This window comes from Variovorax sp. 38R, from assembly GCF_014843395.1.
GTDB lineage: Bacteria > Pseudomonadota > Gammaproteobacteria > Burkholderiales > Burkholderiaceae_C > Variovorax > Variovorax paradoxus_H.
On record NZ_CP062121.1, the window covers coordinates 932,856 to 947,489 of the forward strand.

Annotated in this window: 11 protein-coding genes; all 11 read left to right on the top strand. The window is 66.8% G+C overall.

Annotation, left to right across the window (positions count from 1 at the left end; all coding sequences use genetic code 11):
* The first annotated feature begins 5 nt into the window (after window positions 1-5).
* The 11 genes from IG196_RS04130 (at window position 6) to IG196_RS04180 (ending at window position 14,629) form a co-directional block, all read left to right on the top strand.
* Window positions 6-686 carry a type 4a pilus biogenesis protein PilO gene (locus IG196_RS04130; RefSeq protein WP_101491019.1) on the top strand — a complete coding sequence of 227 codons (681 nt, stop codon included), beginning with the start codon at window positions 6-8 and terminating at the stop codon, window positions 684-686.
* Complete coding sequence (locus IG196_RS04135) at window positions 683-1,225, top strand: pilus assembly protein PilP (protein WP_192195136.1); 543 nt, start codon at window positions 683-685, stop codon at window positions 1,223-1,225. The genes IG196_RS04130 and IG196_RS04135 overlap by 4 nt, the downstream gene beginning before the upstream one ends.
* Entirely contained in the window at window positions 1,222-3,366 is a 2,145-nt protein-coding gene (gene pilQ, locus IG196_RS04140; RefSeq protein ID WP_192195137.1) for a type IV pilus secretin PilQ, read from the top strand. The genes IG196_RS04135 and pilQ overlap by 4 nt, the downstream gene beginning before the upstream one ends.
* Window positions 3,367-3,389: 23 nt before the next feature.
* Window positions 3,390-3,938 (top strand): shikimate kinase, encoded by a 549-nt coding sequence (locus tag IG196_RS04145; RefSeq protein WP_101491016.1) that lies wholly within the window; start codon window positions 3,390-3,392, stop codon window positions 3,936-3,938.
* 33 nt (window positions 3,939-3,971) lie between these two features.
* Window positions 3,972-5,096, top strand: a complete 1,125-nt coding sequence (gene aroB, locus IG196_RS04150; protein ID WP_192195138.1) for a 3-dehydroquinate synthase — start codon at window positions 3,972-3,974, stop codon at window positions 5,094-5,096.
* The gene (locus IG196_RS04155) at window positions 5,093-6,229 is read left to right on the top strand and encodes a deoxyguanosinetriphosphate triphosphohydrolase (RefSeq protein WP_192195139.1); all 1,137 of its coding nucleotides are present in this window, start codon (window positions 5,093-5,095) and stop codon (window positions 6,227-6,229) included. Before aroB ends, IG196_RS04155 begins: the two co-directional genes overlap by 4 nt.
* Window positions 6,226-7,506: a CynX/NimT family MFS transporter gene (locus IG196_RS04160; protein WP_192195140.1), complete on the top strand. Its 1,281-nt coding sequence runs from the start codon at window positions 6,226-6,228 to the stop codon at window positions 7,504-7,506. The genes IG196_RS04155 and IG196_RS04160 overlap by 4 nt, the downstream gene beginning before the upstream one ends.
* Complete coding sequence (locus IG196_RS04165; RefSeq protein WP_192195141.1) at window positions 7,503-8,078, top strand: DUF1415 domain-containing protein; 576 nt, start codon at window positions 7,503-7,505, stop codon at window positions 8,076-8,078. The genes IG196_RS04160 and IG196_RS04165 overlap by 4 nt, the downstream gene beginning before the upstream one ends.
* Before the next feature lie 14 nt (window positions 8,079-8,092).
* Window positions 8,093-8,974, top strand: a complete 882-nt coding sequence (locus IG196_RS04170) for a class I SAM-dependent methyltransferase (protein WP_225617062.1) — start codon at window positions 8,093-8,095, stop codon at window positions 8,972-8,974.
* A gap of 29 nt (window positions 8,975-9,003) precedes the next feature.
* Window positions 9,004-9,705: a transposase gene (locus tag IG196_RS04175; RefSeq protein ID WP_192195143.1), complete on the top strand. Its 702-nt coding sequence runs from the start codon at window positions 9,004-9,006 to the stop codon at window positions 9,703-9,705.
* Window positions 9,706-9,883: 178 nt separating this feature from the next.
* Window positions 9,884-14,629 carry a glutamate synthase-related protein gene (locus IG196_RS04180; RefSeq protein WP_192195144.1) on the top strand — a complete coding sequence of 1,582 codons (4,746 nt, stop codon included), beginning with the start codon at window positions 9,884-9,886 and terminating at the stop codon, window positions 14,627-14,629.
* The last annotated feature ends 5 nt before the right edge of the window (window positions 14,630-14,634 follow it).

The window sequence follows — 14,634 nt, forward strand, 5'->3', positions numbered from 1 at the left end:
CGATCATGGCCATCAGCAACCGATCTCTCCCCAAAGTCGACGTCGCCACCGCACTGCGGAACTTCGGCGACCAGTTCCGCGGACTGAATCCGAACGATCCTTCGATGTGGCCGGCGGTGCCGCGCTACGCGCTGTGCCTGGCTGTGACCGCGTTGGCGCTCGCAGGCCTGTGGTTTCTCTGGCTCACGAACTCGAACGACGAGCTCGAAGCCGAGCGCGCCAAGGAAGTGACGCTCCGAGCCGACTACAAGAAGAAGGTGGCGCAGGCTGCCAACCTCGATCTGCTGAAGAAGCAGCGCGAGCAAGTGCAGCAGTACGTGATCCTTCTCGAGAAGCAACTGCCCAGCAAGGCGGAAATGGATGCGCTGCTCTCGGACATCAACCAGGCCGGCCTCGGCCGCAGCCTGCAATTCGAGCTGTTCCGCCCGGGCCAGGTGTCGGTCAAGGATTACTACGCCGAACTGCCGATCGCCGTGCGCGTCACGGGCCGCTACCACGACATGGGCGCCTTCGCGGCCGATGTGGCCAGCCTGTCGCGCATCGTGACGCTCAACAACGTGACCGTCACACCGCAGAAGGACAAGGACGTGCTGACGATGGACGCCACCGCGCGCACCTACCGCTATCTCGATGAAGACGAGCGGGCCGCCCAGAAACGCGCCACGGCGCCGAAGGCGAAGAAATGAAGGCGGTCGCCAAAGTTCTGTGGCTGGCACTGGCCACGCTGGGCCTGAGCGCCTGCGGCGATTCCGACCAGGAAGACCTGCAGCGCTGGATGGTCGAGGAGCGGGCCCAGGTGAAGCCTTCGGTGCCGCCGATCTCCGAACCCAAGAAGTTCACGCCGCAGGCCTACACCGAGGCGTCGTCGTTCGAGCCTTTCAACATGCTGAAGCTGACCCAGGCGCTGCGCCGGGAGTCGAACCAGCCGAGCACCTCCGAGCTGATCGCCCCGGAGCTGGCGCGCCGCAAGGAAGCGCTCGAAGCGTTCCCGCTCGACACGATGGCGATGGTCGGCAGCATGAACCGCAACGGCCAGCCAGTGGCGCTCGTGCGCGTGGACAAGCTGCTCTACAAGGTCCGGGTCGGCGAGTACCTGGGCCTCAACTACGGGCGCATCACCCGTATCAACGAAACCGAAGTCGCTCTGCGCGAGATCGTGCAGGACGCCGCGGGCGAATGGATCGAACGCGTAGCCACGCTGCAGTTGCAAGAGAGTGCGAAATGAACCAAAAAAAATCAACGATGGCACAGTGGCTGCGCGCCGCCGGGCTGGGTCTGCTGGCTTTCGGTGCCCTGGCCGTCGCCCATGCGCAAAACGCGATCGAGTCGGTGACGAGCTCGACCCAGTCGGGCGCGGAAGTGATCCGCATCGACCTGGCCCAGCCGCTCACCTCGGTGCCTGCCGGGTTCTCCGTGCAGACGCCGGCGCGCATCGCACTGGACTTCCCGGGCGTGACGAATGCCATCGGGCGTTCTGCCATTGAGGTGAACCAGGGCAACCTGCGCTCGGTCAACGTGGTGCAGGCTGGTGATCGCAGCCGCGTGGTGCTGAACCTGAAGCAGGCGACGGCGTACAAAGCTGAGATCCAGGGCAAGTCGCTGCTGGTCGTGCTCGAGCCGGTCGCCGGAACGGCGCTCGCGGTCTCTGCCGCGACCACTTTCGCCGAGAACCGCAATCGCGACACGCTGCCATTGCGCGATGTCGATTTCCGCCTCGGTGCCGACGGCACCGGCCGCGTGCTGGTCGACCTGCCGAACAACCAGGTCGGCGTCGATGTGAAGCAGCAGGGCAAGAGCCTGGTCGTGGAATTCACCAAGTCGACGCTGCCTGAAGGCCTGCGCCGCCGCCTGGATGTGGCCGATTTCGGAACGCCCGTGCAGTTGATCACCTCGCAGCAATCGGGTGACCGCGTGCGCATGACGATCGATGCCAAGGGCGACTGGGAGCACAGCGCCTACCAGAGCGAAAACCAGTTCGTGGTGGAAGTCCGCGCCCGCAAGGTCGATCCGAGCAAGCTCACGCAAGGTGTGGGTTACAACGGCGAGAAGCTGTCGCTCAACTTCCAGAACATCGAGATCCGCTCGCTGCTGCAGGTGATCGCCGACTTCACGAACTTCAACATCGTGACCTCCGATTCGGTCAATGGTGCGCTGACGTTGCGACTGAAGGACGTGCCCTGGGACCAGGCGCTGGACATCATCATGCAGGCGAAGAACCTGGGCATGCGCAAGAACGGCAGCGTGCTGTGGATCGCGCCCAAGGATGAGATCAATGCCAAGGAAAAGCTCGAGTTCGAAGCCAAGGCGGCGATCGAGAACCTGGAGCCGCTGCGCACGCAGTCGTTCCAGCTGAACTACACGAAGGCCATTGCGATTGCGCAAGGCCTGACGGGTACTGGTGCATCGGCGGGCGGTGGTGGTGGCGGTGGCGGCGGCACGACCTCGCGCATCCTGAGCCCTCGCGGTAGCGTGATTGCTGAAGCGCGGACGAATCAGCTGTTTGTTTCGGACATCCCCTCGCGCCTGGCCCAGGTCACCGATCTGATCCAGAAGCTGGACATTCCCGTCCGGCAGGTGCTGATCGAAGCGCGCATCGTGGAAGCCTCGGACACCTTCGGCAAGTCGCTCGGCGTGCGGATGGGCGGCGGTATCTCCCGCGAACGCGTCGCGTCGGCCAACGGCAATCCGGCATACGGCACCTTCGGCGTCATGCCTGCCACCACCGGCGGCGTCGGCGCCGCAGCGGCCACCTGGACCAACTCCAACTTCATCAACTTGCCCGCAGGCGATGCCGGCGGCACGGGCAACTCGGCTGGCACCTTCGCAATCTCGCTGTTCAACTCGAGCTTGTCGCGCATGCTGAACCTCGAAATCTCGGCCCTCGAAGCCGATGGCAAGGGCAAGCTGGTGTCCAGCCCCCGCGTCATCACGGCCGACCAGACCAAGGCGCTGATCGAGCAGGGCGAAGAAATCCCCTACCAGCAGGCCACGTCCAGCGGCGCCACCTCGATCTCGTTCCGCAAGGCGGTGCTCAAGCTCGAAGTCACGCCGCAGATCACGCCCGAGGGCAACATCATCCTGACGCTGGATGTGAGCAAGGATGCCCGCGGCGTCAACACGTCGGCAGGCCCGGCCATCAACACCAAGCACGTGCAAACCGAGGTGCTGGTCGAGAACGGCGGCACGGTCGTCATCGGTGGTATCTTCGAACTCACCGAAACCAATGACGAATCGCGCGTGCCGGTGCTGGGTGAAATCCCCTACATGGGGGCATTGTTCCGCAAGCGCGAACGCGTTGCCAACAAGACTGAAATGCTCGTCTTTATCACCCCGAAGATGATTACCGACCGCAACGCCGCGCGCTGACGCGCGGGCGTAGCAGCCACCGCGTGGCGGTCGCACTTGTCGGGTTGCCCGGCGCCGGAAAGTCCGCAGTGGGCCGGCGCCTGGGCGCTCGGCTGAACACTCCCTTCATCGACACTGATCACGTGATCGAGCAGCGCATCGGCTGCACGATCCGTGATTTCTTCGATCGCGAAGGCGAAGCCGCCTTCCGCGACATCGAGCAGGCGGTCATTGCCGACTTGGCGGCCAGCCCGCACGGCGTGCTGGCGACCGGCGGTGGCGCTGTGCTGCGCGAGGCTAATCGCCAGCAGTTGCACGGCCATTTCCACGTCATCTACCTGCGCTCTTCACCCGAAGACCTGTTCCGGCGCCTGCGCCATGACGTCAAGCGCCCGTTGCTGCAGGTGGCTGACCCGCTGGGCCGGCTGCGCGAGCTGCACGACGCACGCGACCCGTTCTACCGGGAAACGGCCCATGACGTGGTCGACACCGGCCGCCCATCGATCGCGGTGCTCGTCAACCTCATCGTGATGCAGCTCGAACTGGCTGGCGTGGTCGAGCCCGGCGCCCATCCGGAAGAGCCCTCCGACTGACCCCGACAGGCCCGAGCGCCTAAACTCGCGGCCATGTCCCTGTCCGTTTCGCCCGCACTTTCCGCCTCACAACAGCCCGAACGCGTCGAGATCCAACTCGGCGAGCGCAGCTACCCGATCCTGATCGGTGGCGGCCTGCTGGAAGACCCCGCCAGCTTCGGCGTCGTTCCCGCGGCCGCGACCGCGCTGATCGTCAGCAACACCACCGTGGCGCCGCTCTACGCCCAGGCGCTGCGGACCGTGCTGGCCGACCGCTTCCGAACGGTCCACCTGCTCGAACTGCCCGATGGTGAGGTGTACAAGAACCTCGAGACGCTCAACCTGATCTTCGACGCCCTCCTGGGCCACGGCAGCGACCGCAAGACGGTGCTGTTCGCGCTCGGCGGCGGGGTGGTGGGCGACATGACCGGCTTTGCGGCGGCCAGCTACATGCGCGGCGTGCCTTTCGTGCAGGTGCCGACCACGCTGCTGGCGCAGGTCGATTCCTCGGTGGGCGGCAAGACGGCCATCAACCATCCGCTGGGCAAGAACATGATCGGCGCGTTCTACCAGCCGCAGCTCGTGCTGTGTGACCTGGACACGCTGCAGACGCTGCCCCCGCGCGAACTGAGCGCCGGTCTGGCCGAGGTCATCAAGTACGGCCCGATCTATGACATGGCCTTCTTCGACTGGATCGAGTCGAACATCGAAGCGCTGGTGGCGCGCGACCCGGCCGCGCTGGCCCATGCCGTCAAGCGCAGCTGCGAGATCAAGGCGCTGGTGGTCGGCCAGGACGAGCGCGAGACCGGCCTGCGCGCCATCCTCAATTTCGGCCACACCTTCGGCCATGCCATCGAGTCGGGCCTGGGCTACGGCGAGTGGCTGCACGGCGAGGCCGTTGGCTGCGGCATGGTCATGGCCGCGCAGTTGTCGCAGCGGCTCGGCGGTGTCGACGCGGCTTTCGTCGTGCGGCTCACGCGCCTGATCGAGCGTGCCGGTTTGCCCGTCGTGGGGCCGGCGCTGGGGGCCGAGCGCTACCTCGAGCTGATGCGCGTCGACAAGAAATCGGAAGCCGGCGAGATTCGCTTCGTGGTGATCGACCGACCCGGCTCCGCCGTCGTGCGCAGCGCGCCCGACGTGATGGTGCGCGACGTGCTCGCGCAGTGCTGCGCGGCATGAGCCTTGCGGCGTACGCCTGCCATCCCGCGCGCTCGCGCGGACGGCGTCACGCGGAGCCGCCCGCGCCCACGCGCGACGCCTTCCAGCGCGATCGCGACCGCATCGTTCATTCGACCGCCTTCCGCCGGTTGGTCTACAAGACCCAGGTCTTCCTGAACCACGAAGGCGACCTGTTTCGCACGCGGCTCACCCATTCGCTCGAAGTCGCGCAGCTGGGCCGCTCCATCGCGCGCGCGCTGCGCCTCAACGAAGACCTGGTCGAGGCGATCGCGCTGGCCCACGACCTCGGCCACACGCCCTTCGGCCACGCCGGCCAGGACGCGCTCAATGCCTGCATGGCCGAACACGGCGGCTTCGAGCACAACCTGCAGAGCCTGCGCGTGGTCGATGCGCTGGAGCACCGCTATCCGCAGTACGACGGCCTGAACCTCAGCTTCGAAACGCGCGAAGGCATCCTCAAGCATTGCTCGCGCGCCAACGCCGAACGCATCGAGGCCGCCGAGCCGCAGGGCGTGGCGCGACGCTTTCTCGATCGCACGCAGCCGGGGCTGGAGGCGCAACTGTGCAACCTCGCTGACGCCATCGCTTACAACGCGCACGACATCGACGACGGCGTGCGCTCGGGCCTGATCAGCGTCGAGCAGCTGGCCGACGTCGAACTGTTCGAGCGCTACCGCCGCGAGGCGCTGGCCGAGCATCCGCAGCTGCCGGGCCAGGGCCGGCGCGTGCTCTATGAAACCATCCGCCGCATGCTCAGCGCGCAGGTCTACGACGTGATCGACACGACGCGCGCCGCCATCGAGGCGCTGGAGCCCGTCGATGCTGACGCCGTGCGCCAGGCGCCGCCGCTGGTAGCCTTCAGCGGCGCGATGCAGGCGCAATCGGAGGCGCTCAAGCAGTTCCTGTTCCGTAACCTCTACCGCCACCCACAGGTCACGCAGACCACCGACCAGGCGAGCGAAGTCGTGCGCGAGCTGTTCGATGCCTACCTCGCGCGCGGCACCGAGATGCCCGCGTCGTACGCCGAGCGCCGCGACCGGCACCGCGCCGTGGCCGACTACATCGCTGGCATGACCGACCGTTTCGCTATGCGCGAACACGAGCGGCTGACCGGCCGCCGGGGCATCGCATGACAGCGGCCGTGCGCTCGAGCAGTGCGTCGGCCCGTGTGCCTGCCGCGGCCTTCGCCGTCGTGCTGGGCGGCGTCAGCGCCGCGCTGCACCTGGGCAAGCTGCCGCCCGCCGTGCCGGCGCTGCAGGCGTCGCTCGGCATCGACCTGGTCGAGGCCGGCTTCCTCCTTTCGCTGGTCCAGGTCGCGAGCATGACGCTCGGCCTGCTGGCCGGGCTCGCGGCCGACTCCATCGGCCTGCGGCGCAGCATGCTGGTCGGGCTGGCGGTGCTGACGACGGCCAGCCTGCTGGGCGGTGCCGTCGGCGCCGGCCTGCTGGGCGAGTCGCACGCGGTGCTCTGGCTGTTCGTGCTGCGCGCGGCCGAAGGCATCGGCTTCCTGATGGCGGTGATGCCCGGCCCGGGGCTCATCCGCGCACTGACGCCAGCGGGCGCCGACAAGGCCGCGCTGGGCCTGTGGGGCGCCTACATGCCGCTCGGCGTGGCGCTCGCGCTGCTCATCGGTCCGGCCCTGATCGCCTGGGGCGGATGGGCCGACTGGTGGTGGACGCTGTCGCTGGTGTCGGCCGGTGCGGCGTTCTGGGTATGGCTGGCGGTGCCGCGCGACCGGGCCCGCGTCGTCGGTGCGAGCCTGCAGCCCGCATCGTCCGGCTGGGCCTCGCGGCTGCGCGAGACGGTCGGTGCGCGCGCGCCGTGGCTGATCGCGCTGACCTTCGCCGTGTACTCGTCGCAGTGGATGGCCGTGATCGGTTTTCTTCCTGCCATTTATGCCGATGCGAAGGTGCCGGCCGCCTGGAGCGCGGTGCTGACTGCGCTGGCCGCGGCGATGAACATCGTCGGCAACCTCATGGGCGGCCGCTGGCTGCAGCGCGGTGTGGCGCCCGAGCGGCTGCTGCAGTGGGGCTTCCTGACCATGGCGCTGGGCGGTGTCGCCGCCTTCGCGCAGGTGGGGCAGGGCGCCGAGGCGTTGGGCCTGCCGCCCACGATGCGCTATGCCGCGATCTGTGCTTTTTCGCTTGGCGGCGGCATGATTCCGGCCACGCTGTTCCTGCTCGGCGTGCGGCTGGCGCCGGGGCCGAGCACCGTGTCGACCACGGTCGGCCTGATGCAGCAGGCGTCGTCGCTCGGCCAGTTCCTGGCGCCGCCTGCGGTGGCCTGGGTGGCGCACCGTGTCGGTGGCTGGCATTGGACCTGGACCGCCACGCTGGCCTGCTCGCTCGCCGGCATGGTGATCGCGGTACGCCTCGGGCGCATTCGCCAGACGGCGGAGGCCACGCCATGAGCGACCCTGCCATCGTCGACGCCGCACAAGCCGAAGCCGACACCCGTCGCTGGCTCGAACGCGCCGTGATCGGCCTCAACCTGTGCCCCTTCGCCAAGGCGGTGCATGTGAAAGGGCAGATCCACTACGTCACCTACCTCGACACCTATGAGGGCCGCCTCATCGATGCGTTGCTGGCCGAAGCCCGCGCGCTCGTGGCGCTCGACGCCGAGGTGCGAGACACCACGCTCTTGATCGTCCCCCACGCCCTGGCGGACTTTCTCGACTTCAACGATTTCACGGAGCGCGCCGAGCGCAAGCTCGCCCGTGCGGGCTTCGACGGCGTGCTGCAACTCGCCAGCTTCCATCCGCATTTCCAGTTCGGCGGCACCGAGCCCGACGACATCACCAACGCCACCAACCGCGCGCCATATCCCACGCTGCATCTGCTGCGCGAAGACAGCATGGACCGCGCGGTCGAAGCCTTTCCCGAGGCCGAGGCCATCTTCGAGCGCAACATCGAGACGCTCGAAGCCCTGGGCCCGGCCGGCTGGACCGCGCTCGATGTCGGCCCGGGAAGCGCCACGCCATGAACACCAAGAACACCATGTCCCGTCCCGCGAAAGCGCACCCCACAAACAAGGCTGCCAAGGCCGAGGCCGAGCTGGCCGAAGTCCTGCGGCCGGGCCAGTCCGTCGAGCTCCTCAAGGAGCTGCACATCCTCACGCGCGAAGGCCGACTCAACCAGGATTCGCGCCGCAAGCTCAAGCAGGTCTACCACCTGTTCCAGTTCATCGAGCAGTTGCTGCGCGAGCTGCCGGGCGAGGGCGCCGAGGCCACGCTGGCCGACCACGGGGCCGGCAAGTCGTACCTCGGTTTCATCATTTATGACCTGTTCTTCCGCGCACGGCAGGGCGGTCATGTCTACGGCATCGAGACGCGCAGCGAGCTGGTCGAGCGCTCCCGCGCGCTGGCGCAGCAACTGGGCTTCGGTCGCATGTCGTTCCTGAACCTCACCGTGGCCGAGTCGGCGCAGGCAAGCGAGTTGCCCGCGCAGATCGACGTGGTCACCGCGCTGCACGCCTGCGACACCGCCACCGACGACGCCATTGCCTTCGGCCTTGCCAAGAAGGCGCGCTGCATGGTGCTCGTGCCCTGCTGCCAGGCCGAAGTGGCGGCCTGCCTGCGCGAGACCAAGGCGCTGGCCCTGTCGCGCACGCCGCTGGCCGAACTCTGGCGCCATCCGCTGCACACGCGCGAAATCGGCAGCCAGCTCACCAACGTGCTGCGCTGCCTGTACCTGGAGGCCAACGGCTACAGCGTCACCGTCACCGAGCTGGTCGGCTGGGAGCACAGCATGAAGAACGAACTGATCCTGGCGCGCTACACAGGCCAGCGCAAGGCAAGCGCGGCGACGCGGCTGCGCGAGTTGCTGACGCAGTTCGGGCTCGACACGCTGGGCGACACGCGCTTCCGCCTCGCGGACTGAGTATTCGGACGGCATCGTCCACCGTCACCATGGCCCGTCTCCCCCGCCTCACGCTGGCCGGCATGCCGCACCACGTGATCCAGCGCGGCAACAACCGCCAGCCGATTTTTGTCGACCGCGCCGATCACGAGAAGCTGCTCGGCCTGCTGGCCGAGAACGCCGTGCGCTTCGGCATCGCGCTGCACGCCTACGTGCTGATGGACAACCACTTCCATCTGTTGGCCACGCCCGACAGCACCACGGGCCTGCCGCAGTTCATGCAGTCGGTCGGGCGCAGCTACGTGCGCTACTTCAACGACCGCCACGGCCGCAGCGGCACGTTGTGGGAAGGGCGCTACAGATCGACCCTGATCCAGACCGAGCGCTACCTGCTGACCTGCATGGCCTACATCGACCTGAACCCGGTGCGCGCCGGCATGGTCACCGAGGCGCGCGACTTCCCGTGGTCCAGCCACGGCCACTACGCCGGCCTGCGGCAAGACCGGCTGCTGACGCCGCATCCGCTGTACTGGGAGCTCGGCAACACGCCCTTTGCGCGGGAGGCGGCGTATGCCGAACTGGTGCGTGGTGGCGTCCGCGCAGCCGATCAGCGGACCCTGACCGACGCCACCTTGCGCGGCTGGGCGGCCGGCGATGGTGACTTTTTGGACACGTTGCAGAAGTCCACCGAGCGCCGCGTCATCAAGGCCAAGGCCGGCCGGCCGCCTGCATCCGCCAAAGATCAAGACTGAAAACGGCGGAGTGCCGCATGCGTGCTGCGATTCGTGCTTTCATTTTTGATATGTCCCCAATTTAATTCTGACAAGAAAACTCAAGATTTAATAGGAATCTGACCCTCATTAAAGTGTTTGGCATTCTTTGTGCATCGCAATATGCTCCCTTTCCCTGCGAAAACTGAAGGAGCGCGCCATGACGACGGCTGCCGAGATTCAACACCTCCAAGAACACGGTCTGTATTCCGGTGCCGATGAGCACGACGCCTGCGGCGTCGGCTTCGTCGCCCATATCAAGGGCGAGAAAAGCCACGCCATCGTGTTGCAGGGTCTGAAGATCCTCGAGAACCTCGACCACCGCGGCGCCGTGGGCGCCGACAAGCTGATGGGCGACGGCGCCGGCATCCTGATCCAGCTGCCCGACCTGCTGTACCGCGAAGAAATGGCCAAGCAGGGCGTCACGCTGCCCCCGCCCGGCGAATACGGCGTCGGCATGATCTTCCTGCCGAAGGAACACGCCTCGCGCGAAGCCTGCGAACAAGAGATGGAACGCGCCATCAAGGCCGAAGGCCAGGTGATGCTGGGCTGGCGCGACGTGCCGGTCAACCGCGACATGCCGATGTCGCCCACCGTGCGCGAAAAAGAACCGCTGCTGCGCCAGATCTTCATCGGCCGCGGCAACGACGTGATCGTGCAGGACGCGCTGGAGCGCAAGCTGTACGTGATCCGCAAGACCGCCAGCGCCAACATCCAGCGCCTGAAGCTCAAGCACAGCAAGGAATACTACGTTCCGAGCATGTCCAGCCGCACCGTGGTCTACAAGGGCCTGCTGCTGGCTGACCAGGTCGGCACCTACTTTCTTGATTTGCAAGACAAGCGTTGCGTCTCGGCCCTGGGCCTGGTGCACCAGCGCTTCTCGACCAACACCTTCCCCGAGTGGCCGCTGGCCCACCCGTACCGCTATGTCGCCCACAACGGCGAAATCAACACGGTCAAGGGCAACTACAACTGGATGAAGGCACGCGAAGGCGTGATGTCGTCGCCCGTGCTCGGCGCCGACCTGCAGAAGCTCTACCCGATCAGCTTCGCCGGCCAGTCCGACACCGCCACCTTCGACAACTGCCTCGAGCTGCTGACGATGGCCGGCTACCCCATCAGCCAGGCCGTGATGATGATGATTCCCGAGCCCTGGGAACAGCACGCCACCATGGACACGCGCCGCCGCGCGTTCTATGAGTACCACGCCGCCATGCTCGAGCCGTGGGACGGCCCGGCCTCCATCGTGTTCACCGACGGCCGCCAGATCGGCGCCACGCTCGACCGCAACGGCCTGCGCCCCTCGCGCTACTGCGTGACCGACGACGACCTGGTCATCATGGCCTCCGAATCGGGCGTGCTGCCCGTGCCCGAGCAGAAGATCGTGCGCAAGTGGCGCCTGCAGCCCGGCAAGATGTTCCTGATCGACCTGGAACAGGGCCGCATGATCGACGACGAGGAGGTCAAGTCGACCCTCGCCAACAGCAAGCCCTACAAGCAGTGGATCGAGAACCTGCGCATCAAGCTCGACAGCGTCAAGGCCGAGCCGGCCGCGATTCCCGTGAGCCAGGTCGCGCTGCTCGACCGCCAGCAGGCCTTCGGCTACACCCAGGAAGACATCAAGTTCCTGATGAGCCCGATGGCGCAAGCCGGCGAAGAAGGCATTGGCTCCATGGGCAACGACAGCCCGCTGGCCGTGCTCTCCAGCAAGAACAAGCCGCTGTACAACTACTTCAAGCAGCTGTTCGCGCAGGTCACGAACCCGCCGATCGACCCGATCCGCGAAGCGATCGTGATGTCGCTCGTGTCCTTCATCGGCCCCAAGCCGAACCTGCTGGACATCAACCAGGTCAACCCGCCGATGCGGCTCGAAGTGAGCCAGCCGATTCTCGACTTCGCCGACATGGCGAAGCTGCGCGACATCGGCACCTACACGCAGGGCAAGTTCAAGAGCTACGTGCTCGACATCACCTACCCGCTGGGCTGGGGCGATGAAGGCGTCGAAGCCAAGCTGGCCTCGCTCTGCGCCGAAGCGGTCGACGCCATCAAGGGCGGCCACAACATCCTGATCGTGAGCGACCGCGGCGTGGGCCCGACGCAAGTCGCGATCCCCGCCGTGCTGGCCCTCTCGGCTGTGCACCAGTACCTCGTGCGTGAAGGCCTGCGCACCACGGCCGGCCTCGTGGTCGAGACCGGTTCGGCGCGCGAAGTGCATCACTTCGGCGTGCTCGCCGGCTACGGCGCCGAAGCCGTGCACCCGTACCTCGCGATGGAAACGCTGGCGGCCATGCACGCCGACCTGCCGGGCGACCTGAGCGCCGAGAAGGCGGTCTACAACTACGTCAAGGCCATCGGCAAGGGCCTGTCGAAGATCATGTCGAAGATGGGTGTCAGCACCTACATGAGCTACTGCGGCGCCCAGCTGTTCGAAGCCATCGGCCTGAACACCGAAACGGTGAACAAGTACTTCACCGGCACCGCCAGCCGCGTGGAAGGCATCGGCGTCTTCGAGATCGCCGAAGAAGCCATCCGCATGCACAAGGCCGCCTTCGGTGACGACCCGGTGCTCGCCAACATGCTCGACGCCGGCGGCGAATACGCCTGGCGCACGCGCGGCGAAGAGCACATGTGGACGCCCGACGCCATCGCCAAGCTGCAGCACAGCACGCGCTCCAACAACTGGAACACATACAAGGAATACGCGCAGCTCATCAACGACCAGAACCGCCGTCATCTCACGCTGCGCGGCCTGTTCGAGTTCAAGATCGATCCGGCCAAGGCCATCCCGGTCGACGAAGTCGAAGCCGCTGCCGAGATCGTCAAGCGTTTCGCCACCGGCGCGATGTCGCTGGGCTCGATCAGCACCGAGGCGCACGCCACGCTCGCCATTGCCATGAACCGCATCGGCGGCAAGAGCAACACGGGCGAAGGCGGTGAAGACCCCGCGCGCTACCGCAACGAACTGAAGGGCATCCCGATCAAGCAGGGCGACACGCTCAAGAGCGTGATCGGTGCGGCCAACGTCGAAGTCGACCTGCCGCTGAAGGACGGCGACTCGCTGCGTTCGCGCATCAAGCAGGTGGCGTCGGGCCGCTTCGGCGTCACCGCCGAGTACCTGCACTCGGCCGACCAGATCCAGATCAAGATGGCGCAAGGTGCCAAGCCGGGCGAGGGCGGTCAACTGCCCGGCGGCAAGGTCACCGAGTACATCGGCAAGCAGCGTTATGCCGTGCCGGGCGTGGGCCTCATCTCGCCCCCGCCGCACCACGACATCTACTCGATCGAAGATCTCGCACAGCTGATCCACGACCTGAAGAACACCGCGCCGCACGCCAGCATCAGCGTGAAGCTGGTGAGTGAGATCGGCGTCGGCACCATCGCTGCGGGCGTGGCCAAGTGCAAGAGCGACCACGTCGTGATCGCCGGCCATGACGGCGGCACGGGCGCTTCGCCTTGGTCGTCGATCAAGCACGCGGGCAGCCCGTGGGAAATCGGCCTGGCCGAAACGCAGCAGACGCTGGTGCTCAACCGCCTGCGCAGCCGCATCCGCGTGCAGGCCGACGGCCAGATGAAGACCGGCCGCGACGTCGCCATCGGCGCGCTGCTGGGCGCGGACGAGTTCGGCTTCGCCACCGCGCCGCTGGTGGTCGAGGGCTGCATCATGATGCGCAAGTGCCACCTGAACACCTGCCCGGTGGGCGTGGCCACGCAAGACCCACTGCTGCGCAAGAAGTTCTCGGGCAAGCCCGAGCACGTCGTCAACTACTTCTTCTTTGTTGCCGAAGAAGTGCGCCAGATCATGGCCCAGCTGGGCATCCGCAAGTTCGACGACCTGATCGGTCGCGCCGACCTGCTCGACATGCGCAAGGGCATCGAACACTGGAAGGCCTCGGGCCTCGATTTCAGCCGCCTGTTCGCGCTGCCGATCGTGCCGGCCGACGTGCCGCGCTTCCATGTCGAGAACCAGGACCACGGCCTCGAGCGCGCGCTCGACGTGAAGCTCATCGAGAAGTCGCGTCCCGCCATCGACAAGGGCGAGAAGGTGCAGTTCATCGAGGTGGCGCGCAACGTCAACCGCTCGGTGGGCGCCATGCTCTCCGGCGCGCTGACCAAGGTGCATCCGCAAGGCCTGCCCGACGACTCGATCCGCATCCAGCTCGAAGGCACGGGCGGCCAGTCGTTCGGCGCCTTCCTGGCACGCGGCATCACGCTGTACCTGATCGGCGACGCCAACGACTACACCGGCAAGGGCCTCTCGGGCGGCCGCGTGGTCGTGCGACCCAGCCTCGACTTCCGCGGCGAAGCGGTGCGCAACACCATCGTCGGCAACACCGCGCTGTACGGCGCGACCACCGGCGAGGCCTACCTGTGCGGCGTGGCCGGCGAGCGTTTCGCGGTGCGCCTGTCGGGCGCCACGGCGGTCATCGAAGGCACCGGCGACCACGGCTGCGAGTACATGACCGGCGGCACGGTCGCGGTGCTCGGCAAGACGGGCCGCAACTTCGCGGCCGGCATGAGCGGCGGTGTCGCCTTCGTCTACGACGAAGACGGCCAGTTCGCCACGCGCTGCAACCTCTCGATGGTGTCGCTCGACAAGGTGCTGACCTCGGCTGAGCAAACGGCCAGCGTGCATCGCAAGATCTGGCACGGCGGCGAAACCGACGAAGCACAGCTCAAGAAGCTGCTCGAAGAGCACCACCGCTGGACCGGCAGCAAGCGCGCGCGCGAGCTGCTCGACAACTGGGCCGAGTCGCGCACCAAGTTCGTCAAGGTGTTCCCGAACGAGTACAAGCGCGCCCTGGCCGAACTGCACGACCGCCAGGTCGAGCTGGCCAGCAGCGGCAACAACGCCCACGTGGGGCTCGAGCCGCACGCACTGGCCGCGCCCGCCACGGCCGCCGTCTGAGCGCG

What these genes read in the sequence shown, in the direction of transcription:
- IG196_RS04130 (WP_101491019.1), top strand. Translation starts at nt 6, where the DNA reads ATGGCCATCAGCAACCGATCTCTCCCCAAAGTCGACGTCGCCACCGCA.
- IG196_RS04135 (WP_192195136.1), top strand. Translation starts at nt 683, where the DNA reads ATGAAGGCGGTCGCCAAAGTTCTGTGGCTGGCACTGGCCACGCTGGGC.
- pilQ (WP_192195137.1), top strand. Translation starts at nt 1,222, where the DNA reads ATGAACCAAAAAAAATCAACGATGGCACAGTGGCTGCGCGCCGCCGGG.
- aroB (WP_192195138.1), top strand. Translation starts at nt 3,972, where the DNA reads ATGTCCCTGTCCGTTTCGCCCGCACTTTCCGCCTCACAACAGCCCGAA.
- IG196_RS04155 (WP_192195139.1), top strand. Translation starts at nt 5,093, where the DNA reads ATGAGCCTTGCGGCGTACGCCTGCCATCCCGCGCGCTCGCGCGGACGG.
- IG196_RS04160 (WP_192195140.1), top strand. Translation starts at nt 6,226, where the DNA reads ATGACAGCGGCCGTGCGCTCGAGCAGTGCGTCGGCCCGTGTGCCTGCC.
- IG196_RS04165 (WP_192195141.1), top strand. Translation starts at nt 7,503, where the DNA reads ATGAGCGACCCTGCCATCGTCGACGCCGCACAAGCCGAAGCCGACACC.
- IG196_RS04170 (WP_225617062.1), top strand. Translation starts at nt 8,093, where the DNA reads ATGTCCCGTCCCGCGAAAGCGCACCCCACAAACAAGGCTGCCAAGGCC.
- IG196_RS04175 (WP_192195143.1), top strand. Translation starts at nt 9,004, where the DNA reads ATGGCCCGTCTCCCCCGCCTCACGCTGGCCGGCATGCCGCACCACGTG.
- IG196_RS04180 (WP_192195144.1), top strand. Translation starts at nt 9,884, where the DNA reads ATGACGACGGCTGCCGAGATTCAACACCTCCAAGAACACGGTCTGTAT.